The sequence below is a fragment of the Synechococcus sp. MIT S9451 genome, from assembly GCF_047304725.1.
Lineage (GTDB): Bacteria > Cyanobacteriota > Cyanobacteriia > PCC-6307 > Cyanobiaceae > Synechococcus_C.
Genome location: NZ_CP138971.1, coordinates 75,612 through 97,863 on the forward strand (window position 1 = coordinate 75,612; position 22,252 = coordinate 97,863).

General features: G+C 61.2%; 25 protein-coding genes. 12 read left to right on the forward strand and 13 right to left on the reverse strand.

From position 1 onward, the window contains the following. Positions 1-4 precede the first annotated feature (4 nt). Positions 5-913 carry a 4-hydroxybenzoate polyprenyltransferase gene (locus SIB72_RS00495; protein WP_413744266.1) on the forward strand — a complete coding sequence of 303 codons (909 nt, stop codon included), beginning with the start codon at positions 5-7 and terminating at the stop codon, positions 911-913. Continuing rightward, positions 910-1,785, forward strand: a complete 876-nt coding sequence (locus tag SIB72_RS00500; protein ID WP_413744267.1) for a S66 peptidase family protein — start codon at positions 910-912, stop codon at positions 1,783-1,785. The genes SIB72_RS00495 and SIB72_RS00500 overlap by 4 nt, the downstream gene beginning before the upstream one ends. Here SIB72_RS00500 and ispD read toward each other — a convergent pair. Next, entirely contained in the window at positions 1,772-2,464 is a 693-nt protein-coding gene (gene ispD, locus SIB72_RS00505; RefSeq protein WP_413745144.1) for a 2-C-methyl-D-erythritol 4-phosphate cytidylyltransferase, read from the reverse strand. The genes SIB72_RS00500 and ispD overlap by 14 nt on opposite strands. A gap of 74 nt (positions 2,465-2,538) precedes the next feature. Here ispD and SIB72_RS00510 point away from each other — a divergent pair, with 74 nt between their 5' ends. From SIB72_RS00510 to fabG, 3 genes are all read left to right on the forward strand, one after another. Then, positions 2,539-3,375 (forward strand): glycosyltransferase family 9 protein, encoded by an 837-nt coding sequence (locus SIB72_RS00510; RefSeq protein ID WP_413744268.1) that lies wholly within the window; start codon positions 2,539-2,541, stop codon positions 3,373-3,375. Continuing rightward, positions 3,375-4,484: a potassium channel family protein gene (locus SIB72_RS00515; protein WP_115118986.1), complete on the forward strand. Its 1,110-nt coding sequence runs from the start codon at positions 3,375-3,377 to the stop codon at positions 4,482-4,484. Before SIB72_RS00510 ends, SIB72_RS00515 begins: the two co-directional genes overlap by 1 nt. Positions 4,485-4,556: 72 nt before the next feature. Further along, positions 4,557-5,309 (forward strand): 3-oxoacyl-[acyl-carrier-protein] reductase, encoded by a 753-nt coding sequence (gene fabG / locus SIB72_RS00520; protein WP_413744269.1) that lies wholly within the window; start codon positions 4,557-4,559, stop codon positions 5,307-5,309. A 3-nt stretch (positions 5,310-5,312) separates the two neighbouring features. Here fabG and SIB72_RS00525 read toward each other — a convergent pair whose 3' ends face one another. Continuing rightward, complete coding sequence (locus SIB72_RS00525; RefSeq protein ID WP_170953788.1) at positions 5,313-5,489, reverse strand: hypothetical protein; 177 nt, start codon at positions 5,487-5,489, stop codon at positions 5,313-5,315. Positions 5,490-5,618: 129 nt separating this feature from the next. Here SIB72_RS00525 and groL point away from each other — a divergent pair, with 129 nt between their 5' ends. Next, positions 5,619-7,289 (forward strand): chaperonin GroEL, encoded by a 1,671-nt coding sequence (gene groL, locus SIB72_RS00530; RefSeq protein WP_413744270.1) that lies wholly within the window; start codon positions 5,619-5,621, stop codon positions 7,287-7,289. Positions 7,290-7,319: 30 nt separating this feature from the next. Here the strand turns inward: groL and SIB72_RS00535 are convergent, their stop codons facing one another. The 7 genes from SIB72_RS00535 to SIB72_RS00565 all read right to left on the reverse strand — a co-directional run bounded on the left by SIB72_RS00535 (position 7,320) and on the right by SIB72_RS00565 (position 12,737). Beyond that, positions 7,320-7,511 (reverse strand): hypothetical protein, encoded by a 192-nt coding sequence (locus tag SIB72_RS00535; protein WP_115118992.1) that lies wholly within the window; start codon positions 7,509-7,511, stop codon positions 7,320-7,322. Positions 7,512-7,605: 94 nt separating this feature from the next. Further along, positions 7,606-8,298 (reverse strand): N-acetylmannosamine-6-phosphate 2-epimerase, encoded by a 693-nt coding sequence (locus SIB72_RS00540; protein WP_413744271.1) that lies wholly within the window; start codon positions 8,296-8,298, stop codon positions 7,606-7,608. A 3-nt stretch (positions 8,299-8,301) separates the two neighbouring features. Further along, positions 8,302-8,856, reverse strand: a complete 555-nt coding sequence (locus tag SIB72_RS00545) for a hypothetical protein (RefSeq protein ID WP_413744272.1) — start codon at positions 8,854-8,856, stop codon at positions 8,302-8,304. A gap of 4 nt (positions 8,857-8,860) precedes the next feature. Then, positions 8,861-9,700, reverse strand: coding sequence for an ABC transporter permease (locus tag SIB72_RS00550; protein WP_413744273.1), 840 nt, complete (start codon positions 9,698-9,700; stop codon positions 8,861-8,863). A 74-nt stretch (positions 9,701-9,774) separates the two neighbouring features. After that, positions 9,775-10,788, reverse strand: coding sequence for an ATP-binding cassette domain-containing protein (locus tag SIB72_RS00555; RefSeq protein WP_413744274.1), 1,014 nt, complete (start codon positions 10,786-10,788; stop codon positions 9,775-9,777). Positions 10,789-10,819: 31 nt separating this feature from the next. Next, on the reverse strand, positions 10,820-11,824 hold the full coding sequence (locus tag SIB72_RS00560; protein WP_413744275.1) for a heme o synthase: 1,005 nt from the start codon (positions 11,822-11,824) through the stop codon (positions 10,820-10,822). Further along, a complete protein-coding gene (locus SIB72_RS00565) occupies positions 11,817-12,737 on the reverse strand; it encodes a COX15/CtaA family protein (protein WP_413744276.1) in 921 nt (306 codons plus the stop codon). The genes SIB72_RS00560 and SIB72_RS00565 overlap by 8 nt, the downstream gene beginning before the upstream one ends. 302 nt (positions 12,738-13,039) lie before the next feature. Between SIB72_RS00565 and SIB72_RS00570 the strand changes: the two genes are divergently transcribed. The 4 genes from SIB72_RS00570 to SIB72_RS00585 all read left to right on the forward strand — a co-directional run bounded on the left by SIB72_RS00570 (position 13,040) and on the right by SIB72_RS00585 (position 16,719). Beyond that, the gene (locus tag SIB72_RS00570; RefSeq protein ID WP_413744277.1) at positions 13,040-13,915 is read left to right on the forward strand and encodes a cytochrome c oxidase subunit II; all 876 of its coding nucleotides are present in this window, start codon (positions 13,040-13,042) and stop codon (positions 13,913-13,915) included. Next, complete coding sequence (gene ctaD, locus SIB72_RS00575; protein WP_413744278.1) at positions 13,912-15,582, forward strand: cytochrome c oxidase subunit I; 1,671 nt, start codon at positions 13,912-13,914, stop codon at positions 15,580-15,582. The genes SIB72_RS00570 and ctaD overlap by 4 nt, the downstream gene beginning before the upstream one ends. Next, positions 15,579-16,178, forward strand: coding sequence for a heme-copper oxidase subunit III (locus SIB72_RS00580; RefSeq protein ID WP_115119010.1), 600 nt, complete (start codon positions 15,579-15,581; stop codon positions 16,176-16,178). Before ctaD ends, SIB72_RS00580 begins: the two co-directional genes overlap by 4 nt. A 130-nt stretch (positions 16,179-16,308) precedes the next feature. Next, on the forward strand, positions 16,309-16,719 hold the full coding sequence (locus tag SIB72_RS00585) for an AbrB family transcriptional regulator (protein ID WP_413744279.1): 411 nt from the start codon (positions 16,309-16,311) through the stop codon (positions 16,717-16,719). A 71-nt stretch (positions 16,720-16,790) separates the two neighbouring features. Here the strand turns inward: SIB72_RS00585 and SIB72_RS00590 are convergent, their stop codons facing one another. Beyond that, a complete protein-coding gene (locus SIB72_RS00590; protein WP_413744280.1) occupies positions 16,791-17,375 on the reverse strand; it encodes an HdeD family acid-resistance protein in 585 nt (194 codons plus the stop codon). An 87-nt stretch (positions 17,376-17,462) separates the two neighbouring features. Beyond that, positions 17,463-18,128 carry a riboflavin synthase gene (locus tag SIB72_RS00595; protein ID WP_413744281.1) on the reverse strand — a complete coding sequence of 222 codons (666 nt, stop codon included), beginning with the start codon at positions 18,126-18,128 and terminating at the stop codon, positions 17,463-17,465. A gap of 65 nt (positions 18,129-18,193) precedes the next feature. Here SIB72_RS00595 and SIB72_RS00600 point away from each other — a divergent pair, with 65 nt between their 5' ends. Beyond that, on the forward strand, positions 18,194-18,832 hold the full coding sequence (locus SIB72_RS00600; protein ID WP_413744282.1) for a bifunctional nuclease family protein: 639 nt from the start codon (positions 18,194-18,196) through the stop codon (positions 18,830-18,832). 18 nt (positions 18,833-18,850) lie between these two features. Then, a complete protein-coding gene (locus SIB72_RS00605; RefSeq protein ID WP_115119020.1) occupies positions 18,851-20,008 on the forward strand; it encodes an aldo/keto reductase in 1,158 nt (385 codons plus the stop codon). Here the strand turns inward: SIB72_RS00605 and SIB72_RS00610 are convergent. Continuing rightward, complete coding sequence (locus tag SIB72_RS00610; protein ID WP_115119022.1) at positions 19,997-21,031, reverse strand: ABC transporter substrate-binding protein; 1,035 nt, start codon at positions 21,029-21,031, stop codon at positions 19,997-19,999. The two genes, SIB72_RS00605 and SIB72_RS00610, sit on opposite strands and share 12 nt — an antisense overlap. After that, complete coding sequence (locus SIB72_RS00615; RefSeq protein ID WP_413744283.1) at positions 21,028-22,251, reverse strand: nicotinate-nucleotide--dimethylbenzimidazole phosphoribosyltransferase; 1,224 nt, start codon at positions 22,249-22,251, stop codon at positions 21,028-21,030. Before SIB72_RS00615 ends, SIB72_RS00610 begins: the two co-directional genes overlap by 4 nt. Position 22,252: the final 1 nt, after the last annotated feature.

Genomic DNA, 22,252 nt, shown 5'->3' on the forward strand with positions numbered 1-22,252 from the left:
CAACGTGATCGGCGCACTACAACGCCACTTCAATCCTGCCTGGGCCGCCTGGATCCAACTTCTTCGCTGGAACAAACCCAGCGGACGACTGATTTTGCTAGTGCCGGCCGGATGGAGCCTCTGGCTCACCCCCGAATCTCCACCACCAGTCTCCCTCGTTCTGCTGATCAGCGTCGGTGGTCTCGCCGTGAGTGCGGCAGGGTGCATTGCCAATGACCTCTGGGACCGACGCATCGACCGCCAGGTGGAGCGCACCAAAGGCCGTCCTCTGGCCCGAGGAGGCCTGCCGTTATCGGTGGCCATCGCCTCATTACTGGCGCTGCTGCTGATCAGCCTGGTTGTGGTGCTAGCCCTTCCAGCAACGGGACGCGGCCTCTGCCTTGTGCTGGCCCTGCTGGCGCTGCCACCGATCCTGCTTTATCCCTCAGCGAAACGCTGGTTCCCCTTCCCTCAAGCCGTTCTGGCGCTCTGCTGGGGCTTCGCCGTGTTGATCCCTTGGGCCGCGGCTGAAGGAGAGCTGACCGCCACACCAGCCCTGTGGCTGTGCTGGCTGGCAACGATGGCCTGGACCTTCGGCTTTGACACCGTGTATGCCATGGCCGACCGGATCGATGACCGTCGTCTTGGCTTGCGCAGCAGCGCCCTCACCCTCGGCAAGGCCTCCGTGCCAGTCGTGACCGCCTGCTATTCCCTCACTGTGCTGGCCTTGGGGGCTGCCGCCATCGAGACAGGTGTGGGGGCTGCCTTCTGGCCCTGCTGGTGCGTGGCGGCAACCGCCATGGTGCTCGAGCCCAGGCGATTGCAGCGTCTAAGCCAGCAGCCGATGTCGGTCTACGGCCGACACTTCAAACATCAGGTCTGGCTGGGGGGGCTGTTGCTGTTTGGCCTCGTGCTGGGCGGGCTACAAGGATGAGCGGACTCACCGCGCCTCTTCGCAAGGGCGACGCCGTCCATGTGGTGGCAGCCAGCTCAGCCTTTGATGACCCCGAAGCGCTCTACCAGGGCCTGGAGGTGCTCAGTCGCTGGGGCCTGAAAACGGATCCCATTGGAATCCCTCGGCGTCGGTGGGGCTACTTAGCGGGAGAAGACCACGAACGTCGCAACGACCTTCACCCCGTGCCGGCAGCACCACTACTGGCCTGTGCACGCGGTGGCTGGGGGGCAGCACGCCTGCTGGAACAGCCAATCCATTGGCGACCAGGCTGGCTACTGGGCTTCTCCGACGTGACCGCCCTGTTGCTGGCTCGCTTCAGCGCAGGGCTTGATGGAAGCATTCACGGCCCCCTGCTGAGCACCCTGGCGGCTGAACCGGACTGGAGCCAGCAGCGGCTGAAAGATCTGCTATTCGGGCAGCCACTGCCTGACCTACAGGGCATCAGCTGGGCTAGCGGCACAGCACGGGGGCCCCTTATCGCAGCCAATCTCACCGTGGCCTCCCATTTACTAGGGAGCCCCCACATGCCAGGCCTCAGCGGAGCAATCCTGATCCTTGAAGACGTGGGGGAGAGTCCTTACCGGATCGATCGCATGCTCACCCACTGGCGCCTGACCGGTGCACTGCACAAGCTGTCTGGCCTGGGCTTCGGACGTTTCAGCGGCTGCGAGGACGACGAGGACAGCGATGGATTCGCTTGTGCGGAGGTGCTGCAGGAGCGCAGCCTCGATCTGGGCATTCCCGTTGTGGCCGACCTGCCACTGGGGCATGGTCCGGGTGGCAACGCCGCCCTACCGATCGGGAGAGAGGCCTGTCTGGATGGTGACCGCGGACACCTCAGGCTTCTCTAAACGACAGCACCGCCTCGGCAACAATCAAATCAAAAGGAGTGGTGACCTTGATGTTGGCGGGGCCAGCATCCAAGACCTTCACATCCCAACCGAGTCGTTCATACAGCGAGGCATCATCGGTGACTTCCCAGCCAAGCCGAAGGGCCTCCGCATGCCCTTGGCGCAACTGATCCACAGCAAAGGCCTGGGGTGTCTGGGCAGCCCAGAGTTCGGAGCGATCTGGTGTGGCAGTGATGCAGCCTTGATCATCGACCCGTTTGATCGTGTCGGTCACCGGCGTAGCAGCGATGACTGCCTCACCTTCGAGCACGACCTGCGCACAGCGGTCGAACAGGGCCGACTCCGCCAGACAACGGGCCCCATCGTGAATCAACACATGGGAGGCCTCTTCAGGCAGCCCAGCCAGACCACGCAGCACTGATTGCTGCCGCGTGCTGCCTCCTTCGATCCAATGAATCGGTTTGGCGAGTGCCAGGGGCTGGGCCTCAGTGATCAGGGCCTCAATCGCCGCACGATCGATCTCTTGCCCGACGATGCCGATCCAGCCGACCGTCTCCGCCTTTAAGGCAGCCTCAAGCGTCCAAGCCAGAACGGGACGTTCCCGCAGCGGCAACAACAACTTGTTGCGGTCGCCCCCCATGCGACGACCGCTTCCGGCGGCAGCGATCAACAGATGCACAAGCGACTCCTGCGGCCGGCAGGGGGAAACGGCCTCCATACAATCAGCTCGCACCCTCCTTGTGCTGCTGGTTCATGCGTGTTCTTGTCCTAAGTCCGGGGACTCTTCAGCAGCAACTCGAGCGTCTGCCCGCTCTGGCCGCTGCTGCTGAACAGCTCAACGCCACGATTCAGGTGGCCTGTCCACTCGCCCACCGCCAGGGATGGGAGCTGCTTCCGGCCGTTGAGAAGGTGATCCCCTTCGGATTCGACGACGACACCAATCTGTCGGACTGGGCCAATCTGCTTGGCACCGTGCGCGAACCCGACTTCCAGGTGTGTTTCAACTTCGCCTCCGGGCGACAGGTGAACCTGATGCTCGGCATGAGCCATATCCCCACACGGATCGCTCTCGACGGTTTCTCCACCACCGACCAGATCCAGCCCGGCAGTGGCTGGAAGGCCCAGAAGACCAGCAGTTTTCTTCAGCCGATCGGCCTGAAGCTCGATGCCGACGCCTTCCGCCTATCCCTGCCTGCTGCAGCGCTGGACTCAGTGCGTGCCGACCAGCCCGCCGGTGACGGTCCCTTGCTGCTGCTTGCTCCTGGTCAGGACAACAACGACTGGCCCGCCGATCGCTGGCAGCGGCTGCCAGGCAGCATCCGCCAGCGCTTGGACTCTTTACGCAGCCAGCACTTACCGGCTGGCGGGAAGCTCAACATCCGTGCAGCCCAGGTGGCCTGCTCGGATGTGGTGCTCAGCAGCTGCCCCGTCACTCAGCTTCTGGCGGTGTATGCCGGTGTTCCACTGGTGGCCCTTGGCGCGGATGAGGCCGATCTACCAACACGTCAAGGGGTGCGCTGCCTGGGGGGTGCGGGCTCTGATCTTCGCGACCTCAGCGAACAGGACGTGCTTTCCGCTCTCGGGTTCTGATGCCAAAGAAGCGACTGGGCCAGTCCAGCCGCAGACCATCCTTCTCACCGTGGCGCCTGGGGCCCAATCTGAGGCTGCTCGCTCAACCCTGGATCGGCCCCTTACTGGCGCTGGTGGTGGTGGTCATCGGTGGGGCCGTCGGGTATCGGATCACCGAGGGTTGGGACTGGGGGGATTGCTTCTGGATGGTGCTGATCACAATCAGCACGATTGGTTACGGCGAAGTGGAGCCCCTCTCACACGCCGGGCGGTTGGTGACGGTTTTGATCATCGCCGGGGGCATTGTGGTGGTCCAACTGACCATCCAGCGCATTCTTGGCCTGACCGAGGCCGGTTACTTCCGCCAGTTGCGAGCACTGCGCTTTCGACGCAAACTCCGGCGCATGCACGATCACGTGATCATCTGCGGCTATGGCCGTATCGGCAGGGAGATCGGCGAACAACTCCTTCAGGAGAACATCGCTGTCTTGGTGGTGGAGCTGGACCCCCAGCGAAGCCAGGCCGCCCAGGAACGCGGCTTGCGGGTCCTGGAAGCGGATGCCACAGGAGATGAAACCCTCCTCGAGGCCGGTCTGAATCGCTGTCGCAGCCTGGTGGCAGCCCTCCCCAGTGATGCGGCCAACCTCTATGTAGTGCTCAGTGCCCGAGGCCTGCAGCCGAACTGTCGACTGATTGCACGCTCCGACAGCGAAGAGGCAGCAGCGAAGCTGAAACTTGCCGGCGCCAGTGTGGTGGTGAGCCCCTACGTCGCCGGGGGACGGGTCATGGCAGCGTCTGCTCTGCGCCCCCTCGCCGTCGACTTCATGGAGTTGCTGGTGGGCTCCGACTGCGAAATCGAAGAGTTCCAACTGAGCAACAACCCGCTGCTTCTCCACAACCTCCCGGGACAGACCCTGGCAGATCTCCAGCTGGGGCGACGGAGCGGAGCCTTCGTGCTGGCCATTCGGGACAAGGGCAGGCTGGTGGCCAATCCCGGTGGCGATATGCGCCTGGAAGCAGGACAGCTTCTGGTGGTGCTGGGCAGCAAAGAGCAACTGATGCGCTTCCGCGAGCTGCTTGGCCCTGCCGTGGACATGGTGGAGACCATGGGCGGTTCCGCCTCGGGATAAGCGCTCCCCAACCCATCCCGGTTGAGCCCATACGGGGCGGATCCCTACGATCCATCCACTGTGGAGCCCTTTATGACGTCCAACGACTCCCTCAACGGCCAGACCGCTCTGGTAACCGGTGCCAGCCGCGGTATCGGCCGCGCCGTTGCTCTGGCTCTTGCTGCGGCGGGCGCTGAAGTGGTGGTGAATTATTCCAGCTCTCCGGATGCAGCAAACGCAGTGGTGGCAGAGATCACTTCTGCCGGCGGCAAGGCCTATGCCCTCCAGGCCAACGTGGCTGACGAGGAAGCAGTCGAAGGCCTGATCAAAACCGTGCTCGAGCGCAGTGGACGCATTGATGTGCTGGTGAACAATGCCGGCATCACCCGCGACGGACTGCTGATGCGGATGAAGACAGCTGACTGGCAGTCGGTCATCAACCTCAACCTCACCGGTGTCTTCCTTTGCACCCGTGCCGTCACCCGCACGATGCTCAAACAAAGGAGCGGGCGGATTATCAATATCACGTCCGTGGTTGGCCTGATGGGCAACGCCGGCCAGGCCAATTACGCCGCCGCCAAAGCCGGAGTCGTGGGACTGACCCGAAGTGCTGCCAAGGAAATGGCCAGCCGGGGCATCACCGTCAATGCTGTCGCTCCCGGATTCATCGCGACGGACATGACCAAGGATCTCGATGCCGAAGGGATCCTGGCGGCCATTCCCCTGGGCAGCTTCGGTACACCCGATCACATCGCCGGCACCGTTCGTTTCCTGGCGGCCGACCCTGCAGCCGCCTACATCACCGGCCAGGTCCTGCAGGTGGACGGCGGCATGGTGATGAGCTGAGCATCAGCGTTCTAGGGGTTGATTCAGTTCATCCCGCAACCGGCGGATGCGCTGCAGCAGGCGCAGCCGCCGGCTGCGCTCCGTGGCGGTGAGGAAGAGCCTCAAGGGTGCATAGATCAAGGCCATGCCCCCCGCCAGGGCCGCGAACAGGGTGAAGGACTGAAAGCCGGGTTCATCCATGGCCGGACCATAACGAGCCGAGTTAGGCCAGACAGCATCAGGATCGCTTCGATTCGGCTTTCCCCACCAAACGGGCGGTCCGAAGGGTCAGCTTCCTGTGGGACATTGACCAGCGGGTACCTGTAGAACATGGCCAAACTCCTCAGCTTTTCGGATGAGTCCCGCGGCGCGCTCGAGCGCGGCATGAACACCCTTGCCGATGCCGTGCGCGTCACGATCGGCCCCCGCGGACGCAACGTGGTTCTGGAGAAAAGCTTCGGCGCTCCTGACATCGTCAATGACGGCGACACCATCGCCAAGGAGATCGAACTCGACAATCCCTTCGAAAACATCGGCGCCAAGCTGATTCAGCAGGTGGCGTCGAAAACCAAAGACAAGGCTGGCGACGGCACCACCACAGCCACCGTGCTGGCACAGGCCATGGTTGAGGAAGGTCTGCGCAACACCGCTGCAGGAGCCAGCCCGATCGAGCTGCGCCGAGGCATGGAGAAGGCCGTGGCCCATGTGGTGAGCGGCCTCTCCCAACGCAGCCAGGCGGTGAGCGGCCAAGCCATCGGCCAGGTTGCCACCGTTAGTGCCGGTGGCGACGAAGAAGTTGGCCAGATGGTCTCCGAAGCCATGGACAAGGTGAGCGTCGATGGTGTGATCACTGTTGAAGAGTCAAAGTCCCTGGCGACCGAGCTGGAGGTCACCGAGGGCATGGCCTTCGACCGGGGCTATAGCTCCCCCTATTTCGTCACCGATGGCGAACGCCAGCTGTGCGAATTCGAGAACGCGCTGCTGCTTCTGACCGACCGCAAGATCAGTACCATTGCCGACCTGGTCCCCGTTCTGGAAACAGTCCAGAAGTCCGGCTCACCCCTCGTCGTACTGGCCGAGGAAGTGGAAGGCGAAGCCTTGGCCACTCTTGTGGTGAACAAGAACCGCGGCGTTCTTCAGGTTGCAGCCGTTCGCGCACCCTCCTTCGGCGAGCGACGCAAGGCCGCACTGGCTGATATCGCCATCCTCACCGGTGGCACCGTGATCAGCGAAGACCGTGCCATGACCCTCGACAAAGTCAGCCTGGACGACCTGGGCCGTGCCCGCCGCATCACCATCACGAAAGACAGCACCACGATCGTGGCCAGCGAGGAGCATCGTGCAGCGGTCACTGAACGTGTTGGAGCGATCAAGCGCGAACTCGACAACACCGAATCGGACTATGACCGTGAAAAGCTGAGTGAGCGCATCGCCAAGCTTGCCGGCGGCGTGGCCGTGATCAAGGTGGGGGCGCCGACCGAAACCGAACTCAAGAATCGCAAGCTGCGTATTGAGGATGCTCTCAATGCCACCAGGGCCGCCGTAGAGGAAGGCATCGTTGCCGGCGGTGGATGCACCCTGATCGAGCTCGCCGAGGGACTCGACGAGCTCTCCGCGCAGCTGCAGGGCGACCAGCGCACGGGCGTCGAGATCGTGAAGCGTTCTCTCAGCGCACCCCTACGCCAGATTGCCATCAATGCTGGAGCCAATGGTGACGTGGTGGTCGAAGAAGTACGACGCTCCGGGAAGGGATTCAACGCCCTCACAGGCAACTTTGAAGACCTGCTCCAAGCCGGTATCGTCGATGCGGCCAAAGTGGTGCGCCTGGGGCTTCAGGATGCTGTTTCGATCGCCTCTTTGCTCATCACCACTGAAGTGGTGATTGCAGACAAGCCCGAGCCTGCTGCCGCTGCCGCGCCAGGAGGCGATCCCATGGGTGGCATGGGCGGCATGGGTGGAATGGGTGGCATGGGTGGCATGGGCATGCCCGGCATGATGTGATCCACCGCTCAAGGCTGGTGCGATCGCACCTCAGAGGGAGCGCACCAGTCGAGCATGGATCCTGCAGACAGCAAGTGCTTCCCGAGGCGGGCGACTGCAAAGCCGTCCAAGCTCATGATTCAGGGCCTGCAGCTCCCCCATTGGCAGCCCTGCCAGGGGCATGGCGAACACGAGACCACCGAGGGCAAGAGGCAATGGCAGATACAACCGGAGTCTTTTCATCGGTCTCACGCGTCTCAAACACATTGTGTGTCCAGGCGGCCCCGTGGTGTCAATCCGTCAGATTCGCTTCAAAGCCCTAAAGCGGATGGCTTGATCAACTCGCTATCTGGCGGCAATACTCAGCCACTTGCAGATCCACTCCAGTGATCGCTGTGCCCACCACCACACAGTCGGCACCCTGTTCAAGCGCTTGTCTCGCCATCACGGCTGAGGCAATCCCTCCTTCACAGATCAAGGGGACTGCTTGCGGCAACTGAGTACGCAACGGCTGCAACAGCTCCAGCCCAGGCGGCGTTGCTTCAGCCGTCTCAGCGGTATAGCCGAACAGGGTTGTTCCAACCCAACGACAGCCAAGCTGGGCTGCACGCAATCCGTTCGTAACGCTATCGACATCAGCCATCAAGGGGAGTTTCAGTTCCCGATCAGCGCGTTCAACCAGAGCTTGCAAAGACTCTCCATCCGGTCTTGGGCGTGATGTGGCATCGATCGCCACCACATCGGCCCCAGCACCCCAAACAGCCTGGATCTCCTGCCAACGCGGTGTGATGTAGACCTCACTATCAGGGAATGTCCGTTTCCACAGACCAATAATGAGGGCCTCTGGACAGCGACGACGCACAGCGCCGATGTGCTCAGGACTCTCGAGACGTACTCCGACTGCACCGTTGTTGAGACTCGCCTCTGCCATGGCGGCGATCACTTCAGGGTCCCGCATCGGCGAGCCCTCAGGCGCTTGAACAGACACGATGAGCCCACCCCTGAGGGCTGCCAGATCCAGACGGCTCATCAATCAGGAAGCCCGTGGCAGCTCGTCGGGGGATGCAGTCGGCAGCCATCGACGCAACCGATGCAAACGGGGTGACGGAGGGGGAGGAACCGCCCCTGCAGGGGACAGGCGATCCAGCAGAGGCTTGTCGAAGCCCTCAGCATCGTTGGGAGCCTCAGGAGTGCTAACCACCTCATCGAGGCAGTCTGTCTCGATGCAATCCGCGCGTTCGCTTTTGAACCGAGCCACTGGAGAAGGCTGTGCAGCGGTTCCGATAGGTGCGACTGCTGCCAACGGTGAAGGCGTCACCGGCACAAAATCAGCATCGGCATCAGCATCAGCATCAGCATCAGCATCAGCATCAGCACCGAAATCCGCAGTGGGCTCCACAACAGTCAGGAGAGGCTGTGGTGCAGGGCTCTCGACCGGCTGAGGCAACGTGCCCACTCCGTAGCGATGCACCCACTGAAGTTCGGCACGATCGATCGCCAACTGATCACCCTGGGCACGGGCATCGTTGAGCTGCTGCAACTGAGCGTCCCGTCGACGCTTTGGGGAAAAGGCTCTAGAGGCAGTCACAGGATTAGGAAAGCTTGCGGTTGAGTAGGGGGCGGATCAGCAGGAACAGTCCCGCAGTGAGCAGCATCAAGACCAGGAGGCAGACATAACCACTCACCGGACCATAGGGTGCATCCAGAAGGACGATCGAGAGATCCAGAGGACCGGCGTAGGCAGCACGGATCGGTTCTATGGCGAAGGTAAGTGGATTCAGTGCCGCAAGCCAGCCCAACCAGGGCGGCATGAATGACAAAGGCGCTAACGCCGTGCTTGCAAAGAGCAGAGGCAAGTTGAAAACGAAGATCACCGCGATCAGCTCAATGTGCCCTGGGAGAGCAAAGGCCAGACCGAGGCTGAGGGCCGTCACGGCAAACACCAAGAGCAACAGCGTGACCAACACCAGCCCGAGGCCTGCCATCCCAGGCCAGCCATAACCGAGCAGGGCAGCAGTGGCCATGATGGCCAAACTCTGAATCAAGCTCAAGGTGGTGATGTAGATCACGGATGCCAGCACGATCGAACTGCGGCTGCGCAGAGGCGCTACCAGCAGACGATTTAGGAAGCCGAATTCCCGATCAAACATCACAGGCAATCCGGCATTGAGAGCCGCACTGAAGGCGGTGAAGACAATCACTCCGGCACCGAGGAAGCGGCCGTAACTGATCCCGCCTGGCAACAGGCCCTCAGGAGCCCTCGAGAACAAGGCCCCAAACAGCACCAGCCAGATCAGGGGTTGGAGGACCCCGGCCACCAATGTGGAAGGACGGCGTTGCAGTTGCAGAAACAAACGTCGCGTGAGGGCCGTGGTTTCCTGCACCAGTTCAGCCATCGGAGCGCTGGTGGGAGTAGCAACAGGACTGGTCATCAGGAGATTGGATCAGACGAGAGAAGCTGAGAAGAAAGACGAAACAACATCAGCGAAAGCAACAATCCGGAACCTCAACGCATGGACTGTTTCCGCTCTTGCTTGGTGTCACGCTGACCGGCAACAGCCAGTTCCGCATCCATCAGAGTGCGACCGGTGGCTTGAAGGTAGACATCATCAAGGCTCGGTCGGCTCTGGGCCAGGGCAAACACCGGCAAACCCGCCTGATCAAGCTGCTGACGCAGACGTTGGAGCACATGATCTCCTTCCACAACCAGATTGAGGGAGTACCCCTGAGCTCGGTTGACCACGATCTGAAGCACGCCCTCCACAGGCTGGAGCAGGCGCTGGAGTCGCTCTGCCTCGTGCTGATCGCTGAATTCACGCACCCGCAGGGTCACCCGATCACCACCGAGCCGCTGCTTGAGCTCATCTGGCGTGCCTTCTGCAATCACACGCCCTGCATCGATGATCGCCATCCGGTCAGCAAGAGCCTCCACCTCTTCGAGGTAATGACTACTGAGCAACACCGAGGTGCCCTCCTGGACCAACTCACGAAGCACCTGCCAAATCGCGCCACGGCTTTCAATGTCCAGACCGACAGTGGGTTCATCTAAGACCAGCAGTCGGGGTCGATGCAGCAGCCCTGACGCGAGATCCAACCTGCGACGCATTCCACCGGAGTAGGTCCCACAACGGCGATCGATCCAATCCTGCATTCCCAGCAGTGCGATCAGCTCCTGCATGCGCTTGTCGCGATTCGAAGGCCGAAGGTGATAGAGATCACCCTGAAGCTGCAGCAACTCTCGACCGGTCAGAATTTTGTCAATGGCCACTTCCTGGGCCACATACCCCATCAGACAACGCACTGAGCGGGGATCTTGCAACGCATCGATGCCTGCGACCTGAACCGTCCCCTGATCAGGAGCCAAGAGAGTGGCGAGGATTCGCAACGTTGTGGTCTTCCCGGCACCATTGGGACCCAGCAGGCCATAAAGACAACCCTCAGGCACCTCCAGGCTGAGGTCTTCGAGCGCCTTCACTGGCCCGTAGGACTTCTGGAGATGTGCCAGCTCCAACAAGGGCATTGAGCTGTAGCGGGAGGGTCGGGATGTGAATCTAGGCAGCGATCTGTGGAAGTCCACGGATCAGAATGTCGAACACGGCATGAACCTGATCATCAAACACGACAGAGACAGGCAGGCGACTGAGGATCAGAAGCAGGCAGATGCCAAATAAATAAAGGATGGACCAACGAAACAAGCCCTTCGCCCGTTCTGTGCTCTCCGGGGCTGCGGCCAAATTGTGCACCATCTGCAAGAGGCGGGCGTTGAAGGGGAGTAGTAACAGGCCATAGAGAAGACCACCCTCCGGCAGGGCCAGCACACCAAAGCCACTCAGCACAACCGTGGCCCAGCCGTAGCGACGAATGGCGCGAGCGGTCACAACCGGGCCCTTCACCACTGGAAGCATCGGGATGCCGACAGCTCGGTAGTCATCGCGGAGCAGTAGGGCTAGGGCCCAGAAATGGGCTGGGGTCCACACCATCACCAGGGCAAACAGCCACCAACCGCTAAGGCCCACATGCCCCGTGGCCGCAGCAGCGCCCACCAGAGGGGGGATCGCTCCAGCGACACCACCGATCACGATGTTCTGTGGTGTTCGCGGCTTGAGTATGGCCGTATAGAGCAGCACATAGCTGCACAGACCAAGCAACGACAATCCCGCCGCCAAGCAGTTCACGCCGCTCACCAAGAGGAGAGCGGCCGCCAGGGTGCAGGAGACGGCACCAGCGAATGCAGTGCTAGGGGAGAGGCGACCGGAAGGAAGGGCACGGCCACTGGTGCGATGCATGCGGCCGTCCAGCTCCTGCTCCCAGAGGCAATTGAGCACTCCAGCAGCAGCAGCAGCCAAAGCGCCGCCGCCAAGAGTGCAGGCCAGTCGCGGTGACGACAAAGGCCACCCCTCGCTCAGGGCCATCCCACCGAGGGTCGTGGCCAGGAGAAGGGGGATCAAACGCGGCTTAGCCACCTCAAGCCAAGCCGGCAGCTTGACCCGTTTTCGAGAAGGCACCACCTGATCACGGGTGATGACCTGAGGACTTGTTGCAGTGGAGCTAGCCATGACAAGGCTCCAGAGAGGAGGAATCGAGAAGTGCGGGATCGGTCTGCACCGATAGATGAGGACGCCTGCACGTGAGTGCTGCCAACAGCGCAACCAGGAGGCAAGCCACCAGTTGATGGGCCACGGTCAGCGATGGCTGAGCCAGTCCGAGTCGCAGAGTGAACACACCGAGCGCGATTTGCAGGAACACCAGGGATGCCACGGCCAGCAGCAGGGGCCACTGCCGCCTGGCCCAGCCCCCGGCCACCAACGCAACGGCGACGAACAGACAGACGCTGAGCGCTGCTGGTGTTGCCGCAGTGCGATGCCAGTGCAACCACTGACAAGAGTGGCCGGCATCAAGACATCGCTTGGCCGCCCAGGAGGTCGCCATCCGCCCTCCCAGCAGGCACTGAGCACTCACCGCAAGCAGGCTCAGCCCCCCAAGCAGTCGCCACCAAAGTGGAGAGGTCTGCGCCTGGGACGACGGTTGCGGCGCCAGCAAGAGCTGACTGAGTCCGCTCATCAGCGCCACCAGCAGAAGGCCCAGCACCAAATGCGCAGTCACCACACCAGTAGGAAGGAGGTTCAGAACCGTGAGTGCACCGAGTCCACCCTGGACAAGCACCATCAGCACAAGAACGACACTGCAGGGCAGCAGCCACCTGGGCAGCTGACGCCGCCACCACCAGGCCGCCCCCAGCTGAACCAAAAGGGCAATGCCGATCACAAAGGCGTCAAGCCGATGAAACCATTCCAGAAAAACCTGAACGTTCATCTGCCTGCCTGGCAACAAGGAGCCGTAGCAAAGAGGCCAGTCAGGACAGGCCAGACCAGCTTCCATCACTCTTGTGGCACCACCGATCACCACAAGTGCGACTAGGGCCACCACAAGATGACTGGCAAGGAGGGCAAGACGATGACGAATCGGCAACGAAGAGGAGCTAACCAACGGAACGCCCCCCTCACAGGCAGCAACGGGAATAGACGGAACGTAGCGATCTGATCGACAACGGCACGGTCTATGGCCGTTCGCAACATCATTCGCCCACATTCACGCCACAAACGTCTCCTTCCGCTGACAGATTCACGACAAAATGGCCACAATCGCAGCAACCAAAAGGATTTCGATGAGCAGCATCATCAAGATTCCAGGAATTTCCAAACGGCTTAACAATCAACGTGTGGTTGCCATCTGACGATGCCCATAGCCTGAAATGAACCACGGATCGTGCCGTGCCAATCCCCTCTTCAATTCTCACCCTTGTTCTGGGGATGATCCTGGTACTGGGTGGACTCTGGATCGGTCAGAACGTCAACCTCCTGCCCGCCGATGCCAGTGCCAATGCACCCGTCTACGACGAACTCTTCCGAGTTCTCTTCAGCATCGGCACCATCCTGTTCATTGGCATTGTTGGGCTGGTGATCTTCAGCCTGATTCGCTTCCGCCGCAGACCTAGCCAACGCGGCGATGGCCTTGCGATCGAAGGCAACCTACCGCTGGAAATCTTCTGGACAGCAGTTCCCGCAATCGTGGTGCTGTTCGTCGGGCTGTACAGCTACGACATCTATGACCGAATGGGCGGCATGACCCCGCTCAACCACGGCATGGATCACAGCGGCATGCTTCACAGCGGCATGGATCACTCCGCTCCGATGCATGATCCGTCACCTCCCGACGAGAATGGAGAACGGGTTTGGGGAGGGATTGGCACCAGCTCCATCCAGGCGAAGGATGGTGGTGCCATTGCAGCCGTGCCCATTGAAGTCACCGCCATGCAATTCGCCTTTCTGTTCCGCTATCCACAGGGCGATTTCATCTCCGGAGAGCTGCATGTGCCAGCAGGAAAGCCCGTCAGCTTGCGCATGGAAGCGAAAGACGTGATCCATGCCTTCTGGGTGCCTGAATTCCGACTCAAACAAGACGTGATTCCTGGACAGCCGACCGTACTGAACTTCACCCCCACAAGGCCCGGCACCTATCCGATCGTCTGCGCAGAACTCTGTGGTCCTTATCACGGTGGTATGCGCTCATCTGTCGTCGTTGATGACCCCGAAAGCTACGAAGCCTGGTTCAACGCCAACAACACTTTGGAGGTCGCCGACGCATGACTGTCTCTCTCACACCGCAGGGTGAACAACACAGACCTTCACTGCAACCGACTGGGTGGCTGCGCTACTTCAGCTTCAGCGTCGACCATAAGGTGATCGGTCTGCAGTATCTCGTTTGCGGATTTCTCTTCTATCTGATCGGAGGTGCTCTCGCAGGAGCCATCCGCACCGAACTGGTCAGTCCGATGTCGGACTTCATGCCGAGAGATGTTTATAACCAAGTGCTCACCCTGCACGGAACGGTGATGATCTTTCTCTGGATCGTCCCCGTAGTGAATGGGGCCTTCGGCAATTACCTGATCCCGTTCTACGTAGGGGCCCGCGACATGGCCTTCCCACGGTTGAATGCAGTTGCATTCTGGTTAATTCCGCCAGCGGGGCTGTTATTGATCAGCAGCTACTTCATCACCGGTGCAGCCCAGTCTGGATGGACCGCCTATCCACCGCTCAGCATCACTACCGCAGCCAGCGGACAAGTGATCTGGATCTTGAGCGTGCTTCTTCTAGGCGGAAGTTCAATCTTCGGCGGCATCAATTTCATCGCAACGGTGCTCAAGCTGCGACGACCTGGATTGAAGCTGATGCAATTACCGATGTATTGCTGGGCCATGCTGGGCACAAGCATTCTCGTCGTGCTCTCGACCCCCGTCCTCGCAGGCACACTCATTCTTCTCAGCTTCGATATTGTTGCCCATACCGGATTCTTCAATCCAGGGCTTGGCGGAAATGTGGTGGTGTATCAACACCTTTTCTGGTTCTATTCACATCCAGCGGTTTACATCATGGTGCTACCAGCCTTCGGACTGGTGAGTGAAATCCTGCCTGTTCATTGCCGTAAACCACTTTTCGGCTACGCAACAATGGTGTACTCAATCATGGCAATCGTTGTGTTGGGCCTAGTGGTGTGGGCCCATCACATGTTCACGAGCGGTACACCTCCATGGATGCGCCTGTTCTTCACCATCGCCACCGCCTTCATCGCCGTTCCCACAGGAATCAAGTTCTTCAACTGGCTAGCCACCCTGTGGGGAGGACGAATTGCCTTAAACAGCGCTGTTCTCTTTTCATGCGGGTTCATCATCAATTTTGTGCTCGGAGGCATCACAGGAGTGGCCTTGGCTCAGGTGCCTTTCGATGTTCATGTGCATGACACCTACTTTGTCGTCGCCCATTTCCACTACATCGTCTATGGAGGCACGGTGTTTGTGATCTTCGCGTCGATCTATCACTGGTATCCGAAGGTCACCGGTCGCATGCTCAACGAAACGCTGGGTCGCCTTCACTTCCTGCTCACCTTCATCGGCTTCAACCTCTGTTTTGCCCCCCAGCACTGGCTGGGCCTCAACGGCATGCCAAGACGGGTGGCGGAATACGACCCACAGTTCGCTTTCATTAATCAGCTCAGCAGCGCTGGGGCACTGCTGATGGCCATCAGCACGCTTCCCTTCCTCTGGAACGTGGTCGACAGCGCTTTCCGAGGTGAAATCGCCGGCGACAATCCCTGGAACGCTCTGACGCCTGAATGGCTCACCAGTTCACCGCCACCGGTTGAGAACTGGGAAGGGGAAGCACCTCTTGTTCATGAGCCTTACGGCTACGGCGTGCCCATCGACCAAATCGACCTAGCGGCTGCCAGCGGCAGTGACCTCTGGAGCAGCGGCAAATGACCAGCCTCAAGCCATCAAGTACCGACGTCGCCAGCAGCGCGACTGACCACGCCCATCAGGACCACCGCATGTTTGGTGTCGCGACCTTCTTGGTCGCTGACGCGATGACCTTTGCCGGTTTCTTTGCCGCTTACCTCACCTTTCATGCTGTCAATCCGCTTCAGCCCGATGCCATCTATGAGCTTGAGCTGCCCCTACCGATCCTGAACACGGTGTTACTGCTGGTGAGCAGCGCCACCTTCCACAAAGCCGGCCAAAACCTGCGCAAGGGTGCCAACCAGGTGTGCCGCCAGTGGCTGATGCTGACCGCAGTCCTCGGCCTGGCATTTCTAGTCAGCCAAATGGTCGAATACTTCACCCTGCCCTTCGGACTGACCGACAACCTCTTCGCCAGCACCTTCTATGCCCTAACTGGCTTCCACGGCCTCCACGTCACGCTTGGGGCCTTGATGATCCTGATCGTTTGGTGGCAATGCCGCACTCCAGCCGGCCGGGTGACCTCTGAAAATCAGTTCCCGCTCGAAGCCGTTGAGCTCTACTGGCACTTCGTTGATGGGATCTGGGTTGTGCTCTTTCTGATTCTCTATCTGATCTGATCACAGCCCTGAGCAAGGCCCCTATAAGAAGCATCAAGCCTGCTGGGAGAAAGAGGAGGCCAAAAAGCGAGCATGATCCTTGCGGCAATTGCTCAGAATCGCCAGAATTCAATTAACTCTTCCTGATCAGATGCTGGTCGGCCAGGAACTCCTCGACAAAGCTCGCGCCCTCAGCAATCGGCGTGAAGATGAAATCGCACGTGGATGCGGCTATGTGGGCCCCAGCGGACGGGTACTCAAGAAAAGCTTCTACAAGGCGCTGGTGGAAGCGAAGGGATACACGCTTCCATCCGCCAGTGGCAATGCTGGTGGTGGCACCAGAGGTCGGCAGGCAGAATTCCGCACCAGGGTGCATGGGAATGGCAATCTCTTAATCGGCCATGCCTACACAAGACGGCTTGGTCTTGAGCCCGGGCAGGAATTCCGAATCGAACTTCACAAGGACTCCGGCTCAATCTGGTTGCTTCCACTTGAGGAAGACGCAGCCATGAGCGGTGATGGGGCCCTATCTGCTCAGACAGGATCAGACGAAGCCACCTGAATCACCCCCCCTTGACCTGCAGGATTGATTCAGCTTCAAGCATTGAAGCTGAATCAACGTGATGGACAGCTTCAAGCCGTTGCCGGCGGATCCTGACCATCGTGAAGACTGGAACTGAAGGCGATCAAGTCGATCCCGCTGAACAGGAAGCTGATGCCCACAAGGGTTCCCAGCACCCAGAGAAGACCCCAGAACTTAAGGGTGACGATCAGCAGGCCAAGGATGAACGTGATCACGCCATTCGCAATCGCCCAGCCAGCACCAGGTCGACTGCTGTTGATAAGGCCGCTGAAGAAAGCCACCACCCCCTCAACCAGAAAGACGATACCGATCGCCAAGGCGAAGACAGCAACCTGCTCGAGGCTGTCTTGACGCAGATCCTTGAGAATCGAACCACCGGCCACGATGAACAGGGTCGAAACAACCAGTCGCCAGAAGCAAACCCAGCGGCCCATCCGTCCAGCACGGACCAAGTTGCTGATCCAGCCCACCAAGCCGCCGATCAAGAACAAAACACCGACAACAGCCACTGTCCAGACAGAGGCCAAGACGGGAAACACAAGGGCAAGAATGCCAAGCACAATCAGCAAGACGCCTTCGGCGATGGCAAAGGCCTTGAAGCTGCCCAGAGAGTCAGGGCGCTGATCCACGGTCATTTTTGGTTCACAGTGAACAACTCCCGCAAGGTATTGACGACCTCCGGGCGCGGCCACTTTTCATCACCGTTTCGCCGGCGGCACCGCTCAGCTCCAGCCGTGGTCCGTCAGCCATGCAGGAGTGATCGTGGCGTCATTTGGGTTTTGATCCATGTCGCCACCTGAGCCGGGCTGGGCCAGCAGCCTTTCGGTGTAGCGAGCGATCAGATCCGCCTCAAGATTCACCACAGCGCCAACGGCAAGGTGCTGCAGGGCCGTGGATGCCCAGGTGTGCGGAATCACCGCGACCCAGAAACGACGTCCCGCCTCAGAGCAGCCCGCCACCGTGAGGCTGACCCCATCCACAGCGATGCTCCCTTTCTCACAGACATAACGGCCATAAGTGGGCTCTCGCCACTGCAGCTCCAAGCGCCAGGACTGCGGCAACGCCTCCACCGCCATCACCTCTCCGGCCCCGTCGATATGACCGCTCACTAGATGGCCACCAAGTCGATCCGCCAGCCGCAAAGCGGGCTCGAGATTCACCGCGCCACGTTTCAGAGCCTTGCTTCCGAGTGTGGTGCGATGCAGTGTCTCCTCACTCACATCAGCCAGGAAGCCATCACCGACGCATTCAGCCACGGTGAGGCAGACCCCGTCGACCGCGACGCTATCGCCAAGTTGAAGCGGCAGGAATGGGCCACATCCAGCCACCATCAGACGTTGACCACGTCGCTGCACGGATCCAACAGCCTGCACCAGCCCAGTGAACATCGCTTCCCGCCCATGGCCGTTCCTCTCGCCATAATCGGATAAAGGGCAGAGAGGCCGTGGTTGAAATGCACGTTGCCGGGATTGCTCTCGATGCCGGCAGTCGAAGTCCAATCGTGCTCCTGCGCGACCCTTCCGGGCGCCGTCAGGTGCCGATCTGGATCGATCAGCCCCAGGCCCACAACATCATGGCCGGCATTCAGGGAGAAGAACCACCTCGACCCCTCAGCCACGATCTGATGGTGGCCCTGCTGGAGGCGGGCGAGTTGGAGCTGGAGCGTGTCATCATCCACGCCATTGAAGACAGCACGTTTCGGGCACTGCTCAAGCTCCAGCGCTGCGGCCATAACGGCGTGGACGCTGATCAACGGAAGGGTGACGACCAGAGCGAGGAGAAGGGGCAGGAGCAACCTCCAGAGACGCAGATGGCACCGTCTGAGGCCGTCGCCGACAGCAGCGAAGACATCGAGATCGATGCACGCCCCAGTGATGCCATTGCCCTAGCGGTGCGGACTGGCACAGGCATCTGGATGCTGGAGGAAGTCGTGGCTGAAGCCTCAATCCCCGTCGATGCCGAGGCCGACTCCGAAGAGCAGGACGAATTCCGACGTTTTCTGGATCAGGTCAGTCCTGCAGCCCTCGTCCGTCACCTCCAGTCTCGACAGCCTGATGATCCGAACGACGCGAGCGGCGAGAACGCGCCATGAGCGCAACATGACCACAGCATGAATGCAGCTCCCGCCGTCCGCACCCCAGCCCGTCGCCGCTTCGGTGATGGACCGGCTGTGAGTCTCTTCACCCTCGGCACGATGCGGGCACTCACCTCTCCTGCCCAGATGCAGGAGGTGCTGGAAGCGGCGGTCACAGCAGGGATCAACCATCTTGAAACCGCGCCCGCCTACGGCCCTGCAGAGGCGTTTCTGGGCCAGGCACTGCGGGACCTCAGCGATCGGGGCATCGCACCAAGTGGCGGCTGGGTGATCACCAGCAAGGTGCTTCCAGGAGTGACGTTGCAGGAGGGGCAGGCCCAGCTCCGGAACTGCCTCCAGCGTCTTGGAGTGCCGAGGCTCGACAACTGGGCCATCCACGGTCTGAATCTGAATGACCATCTCCACTGGGCCCTGAAAGGGGATGGACTGGCGCTGATGCGCTGGGCCCGCGAGGAAGGCCTAGTCGGTCAGGTGGGCTTCAGCAGTCATGGCACGACCGAAGTGATCGCTGACGCCATCGCCAGTGGCAGGTTCAAGTTCTGCAGCCTCCACCTCCACCTGCTGGATCCTGTTCATCTGCCCCTAGCCGCCTCCGCCCTCCAGGCGGACATGGGGGTCATGGCAATCTCCCCCGCCGACAAGGGCGGGCGCCTCCAGGACCCCAGCCCGACCCTTGAGGCCGATTGCAGTCCCCATCACCCTCTCGAACTCGCCTACCGCTATCTGCTCAGCCGCGGTATCAGCACCCTCACCCTCGGCGCTAGCCGAGCCGAGGACCTGCATCTGGCCCACCAACTCGCCGAAGCGGAGCAACCCTTGAGCAACAGCGAACACCAGGCGCTCGATCAACTGCAGGCACGCCGCAGCGAGCGGCTGGGGCGCGATCAATGCGGGCAGTGCAGGGCCTGCCTGCCCTGCCCAAACCAAGTGCCGATTCCGGAATTGCTGCGCCTGCGAAACATGCGTCTTGGCCACGATCTGCGTGGTTACTGCGAAGAGCGCTACAACCTCATCGGACGCGCCGGCCACTGGTGGGAATCGCGCAACGCCAGTGCTTGTGAACGCTGCGGAGACTGCTTGCCTCGATGCCCGCACGACCTGCCCATTCCCGATCTCTTGGCAGAGACCCATGCCCTGCTGGCTGCAGCACCACGGCGGCGGCTATGGGGTTGAATCGTCCCAGCGCTCCGCCAGCTGTTGCGCCTCAGGGGGCGATAGAGGGCTGAGACTCCAGCAACGGTCCCAGATGGATTGAGGCGGCAGCACGACAGGACGCAGACGCGACGGCACAGACGCACGCAGCCCCCTAAACACCTGCTGGGGCAAAGGTGGCACCCAGCCCTCAGCCAGCAGCCCAGCCAGAAGCGGCTCGCTCCAGGCCTCCTCAACCCAGGCCTGGGGCAGTGGTTCCTTGGTTGTGGCAGGCCGCATCAACAGCGTCCAATTCAGAGGCGCACCCTGCTCAGGCAACACCGCCTTCACCCGCGGATCACTCCTGAGCATCTTCATGCATCGCACTAAAGGCAGAACCGCCACCCGAGCCTTGCCCTGCAGCAGCCAGTTGAGAGCATGACGATCGTCAAACACTCGAGCCGCTCCCCGCAGACGACGCAACGCATCAGGCGCATCGATGTGATCGGCAAGACTGAGCACAAGCCTGGGGCTAGCGGGGAGCACCACCTGCCCAGCCAGGCCAGGCTCGAGCAACGTTCTCCACCCCTGCTTGGCAACATTCGGCCCGTCGTCATCGCCCCGGAACACCATCACCCAGGGACTGACCGACACAGGCAACAGAGCCGCAGCCAAATCGGGAGGGAAGCTCCCCAGCAGGCTGACAGCCTGCTGACTGAGGCGCTCACGCAGCGAGGGCGCTCCTAAGGACTGCAAGGCATCCGGGGGGAGCTGGGGAACCCAGCCGTCCGGAAGGGCTAAGAGGTCCGCCGGCAGCGGAAGCTGGCCCTCCAGCTGCCGGATCGATTCCAAGGGTTTGTACTGCCAAGGCTTAGCGATCCGGCGGCGCCAGAGCATCGGCAGAGTCTCAGGGGCCGCCATCAACGTGGGGGCAGCGGCCCTGGCACATCCCGAAAGGCCACTCATACCAAGCAGCAAACCCATCTGCAGCACCTGGCGCCGCCGGATCCCCGCCGGGGGCAGAGCAGGTGAACGCAGGGATGGAACGTTGGAGTCGGCCGTCATGGCTCCGACCCTAAAGACCCGCCACCAGTGCACCCACCGGGCTGTTGCAACAGAGCATCCATCGCCCGATCGCAATCCGCCAGCAACTGATCCGTACCAGTACCGCGCAGCTGGGCGAGTAGAGCCAGCCCCCCTGCACCGACCCCCTCCTTCACATGACCGAGTTCGTAATCGCGAAGCTGCTGATGGCGACTCAACTGCAAACGAAGACCACTGGCGATCGCCAAAACAGGGAGCTCCAAAAAACGGGAAACGCGCTGCAACAGCTCCGGGAAGGCTGGAGGGCTAGGCCTCTGATCCACCATCTCCGCAAGCTGCTCAACCGCCAGCCAGGCGGTGGTGCCCAGAAGTAACTGACTTGCCAGCACTGGGCGCTCGTGAGGGGCACAGCCGGTCAGAGCAAGGGCCAGCACAGCCAGCATCTGACTGCCCCCCGCCAGCATTAACGGCTGGCCGGACTCCATGGCCCCCTCGATGAGCCCAGCGGCTAGGGCCTGAAACGGGTCCCCCACGGCAGCAACCAAGGGCTTCGGCTGAATAGGCGGGCGCAGAGCAGCCGCTTTCAGCCCGTCAGCGACCAGGCTTTGTTTCAGGACAAGAGGTGGCTGCCGAGCACTACCGCTCACCAGGTCATCCACGGGCACCCCAAGGCCACTCAGTACAGCCTGCGCTGTGGTGGTGCCTCCCGGGACGCATTCCGCCAGCACGAGCGGCCCCCGCAGCACAGACCCCAGTCGCCGCCCGCGCTCCCAAAGCCGCTCGACCCTGTCAAGCGACATCGCCTGACCACTGCTGAGACAGTCCGCAGCCCCGAGGGAGGGTGCTTCAAAACGCAGATGCGGGAACGGGGGCTGTTGATGCAGACCGATGGCCGCCACCTCAGGCGCCAGGGCAAGTCGTTGGGCTGCAGCCCAGCTGATCAGTGCCGGTGAGACCCCTGCCGGCAAAGGGGGGAGGGGCCAGTGCGGCTGATGAGCAGGCCCATGCAGCAACAGCTCGGCATCAGCGATAGCCGTGTAGCGACGGGATGCCGTTGTGGCCCCTGCCGCCGAGATCCCTGGGACCTCGGCGGTGCGGGTGGCCGCCAACACCACCAGCAACGAGGGTTGAAATGCCTGATCACACCAAGGGCGCAAGCGGGCGGTGAGATCGGCATGCGACCAACCTGCACCGATCAACTCACATCCAGGCGGAAGGATTGAGGCCATGGTGGGAGACATC